Below are 2,764 nucleotides of genomic sequence, written 5' to 3' on the forward strand. Positions count from 1 at the left end.
CGAGAGGAAGAAGCGGGTTCACGGCTCCGCGGTTAAGATTCGCAGAAGGCCGCACCGTGAATTCGACGTCTTCGTCATCGTCCGCAAAGGATGTTGCAACGTGCTTCCGGAAGGGTCCATGTCTTCGGGTAGAAACCGACTACAACCGTCCGCCAAAGGTCCCTCATTTCGTCCGGGATGACGAAGTGTGGCTTGCGATGGCGCGGCCAGGGCTTGGATGCCACCAAATGGTTACGATGACGTAGCGTGGCTTTCGATGGTGTGGCTAAGGCTCGGATGACGCCAAAATGGTTTCGATGACGTAGCGAGACGTGCGATGGCGTCGCGAGGGCCAGGATGACACGGAAAGTTCGGATGATGTCGCGCGCTGTGTATCTTCGTTTCATGAGGAAACTGATTCTTGTCTCGGCCTTCCTGGTCGCCGCGGCGTGCACCAACGAACCCGCCGCAACCAGGGAATTCAAAGGCGTAAAGACCGTCGTCTACGTCACGCCGGATCTCGAAGTAGGAAAGGCGTGGTACTCGGCGGTATTCGGCATCGAGCCGTATTTCGACGAGCCGTTCTATGTGGGTTTCCAGGTCGGCGATTTCGAGCTTGGACTTGACCCCGACACCGCCCTCGCCCGCCCGGGTCGCGGAGGCATGTGGGTATACTGGGAAGTCGATGACGTTGTCGCCACGTACGACAGACTGATGACCCTCGGAGCCACCGAGGTCGCCGGCGTGAATGACGTTGGTGGCGGCGTCCTTGTCGGGACCGTCGAAGACCCGTTCGGCAACCTCTTCGGCATCATTCAGATGCCCTGACTTTCAAATCACACCGAACTAATTGCAGCATGGATATCCCCGTCGAAGCCTACGAGAAACTGGGCGAGTTCTATCTCGGTCGATCCTACGACCTGGAAGAGCGCGAGATGCTCGATGACCTACTACTCTACGATTCCAAGGATCTTACGACGCATGCCGTTTGCGTGGGGATGACCGGTTCCGGGAAGACGGGTCTGTGTATCTCGCTGTTGGAGGAAGCAATCATTGACGGGATCCCCGCGCTGATCATCGACCCCAAAGGTGACATCCCCAACCTGATGCTCACCTTCCCCAACCTCTCGCCCGACGAGTTCCTCCCGTGGATCAACATCGACGACGCGAGGAAGAAGAACCTTTCGCCGGAAGAATTCGCGGCAAAACAGGCGGATCTCTGGAAGAACGGTCTGGCAAGCTGGGGCGAGGGCCCCGATCGGGTCCGCAAGCTCCGCGACGCAGCAGATGTGACGATCTACACTCCGGGCAGCGAAGCCGGTGTCCCCGTGTCCATCCTGTCGTCGTTTGCTCCGCCATCCGAACAGGTTCGGGAAGATCGTGATCTGTTGAACGACCGGATCTCGTCCACCGCCACAGGACTTCTCGGGCTTCTCGGCATTGATGCGGATCCCTTGCGCAGCCGCGAACATATTCTGATCTCAAATCTGCTCGAGAACGCCTGGAACGATGGGCTCACACTCGACCTCGGATCACTGATCCAGGCCATCCAGACACCGCCCTTCGAACGAATCGGGGTGATGAACCTCGACTCATTCTTCCCACCGAAGGATCGCTTTGAACTCGCGATGGCACTCAACAATTTGTTGGCGTCGCCGGGGTTCGAGACATGGATGACGGGTGTGCCCATCGACATCGACAAGATGCTCTACGACGACTCCGGAAAACCGCGCGTCGCCATCCTGTCTATTGCGCATCTGTCGGAGGCGGAGCGGATGTTCTTCGTCTCACTCCTGCTGAACGAAACGCTTTCGTGGATCCGCACCAAACCGGGTACGACGAGCCTGCGGGCCTTGTTGTACATCGATGAGATTTTCGGATACATGCCGCCGGTGGCAAATCCGCCGTCAAAGCAGCCGCTGCTGACGTTGCTCAAGCAGGCGCGCGCATACGGACTCGGCGTAGTGCTCGCCACGCAGAACCCGGTCGACCTGGATTACAAAGGCCTGTCGAACACGGGTACGTGGTTCATCGGCCGACTCCAGACGGAGCGCGACAAGATGCGAGTTCTCGAAGGACTTGAAGGAGCTTCGGGCGGTGGCGAGTTCGATCGCGGGGAGATGGAGCGTGTGCTCGCGGGCCTCGGAAAGCGGGTTTTTCTGATGCACAACGTGCACGAACCCGCTCCCGAGATCTTCCATACCCGCTGGGCAATGTCGTATCTCAGGGGACCGATGACGCGAACGCAGATCAAGTCGCTGATGCAGGACCGCCAGACCGCCGTGGCTTCCGCGGCGACGGAAGCGGCGCGAACGTCATCGAAGGCTCCGGCGAGTGCGCCCGCTACGCAATCGAGACCGGTTGTCCCGCCGGACGTGACCCAACGATTTCTCCCCTCCGGATCTGCAGATTTGACGCACTATGAGCCGAGGGTTATCGGAACAGCGTCGGTCCATTTTCAGGACAGGAAGCGTGGGATCGAAACCGATCGCGAAATCGCTCTTCTCGCAGAGGTCAGGGCAGGCGCCGTCTCACCTGTTGAGTGGGAAGATGCCGAGCGGGTCGACATCGATGTCGATCGCCTTCGGACTGAGCCGGACAAGAATGCATCGTTCGGCGATCTTCCAGCGGAGGCGCAGAAGGCGCGAGACTACACCGCATGGAAAAAGGACCTCGCCGACTGGCTCTATCGAGAGGAGCGGGTCACATCCTTTCTCCATCCGGGACTCGGGGTGGCATCCGATCCTGACGAAAGCGAACGAGATTTTCGGATTCGCCTGCGGGA

General features: G+C 59.3%; 2 protein-coding genes. Both read left to right on the forward strand.

What is annotated here, in order from left to right:
- Positions 1-384 precede the first annotated feature (384 nt).
- The gene (locus HKN37_13180; GenBank protein ID NNE47600.1) at positions 385-807 is read left to right on the forward strand and encodes a VOC family protein; all 423 of its coding nucleotides are present in this window, start codon (positions 385-387) and stop codon (positions 805-807) included.
- A gap of 29 nt (positions 808-836) precedes the next feature.
- Positions 837-2,764: ATP-binding protein (locus HKN37_13185; GenBank protein NNE47601.1), on the forward strand; the 1,928-nt coding region annotated here is incomplete at its 3' end.

It is taken from the genome of Rhodothermales bacterium, from assembly GCA_013002345.1.
GTDB lineage: Bacteria > Bacteroidota > Rhodothermia > Rhodothermales > JABDKH01 > JABDKH01.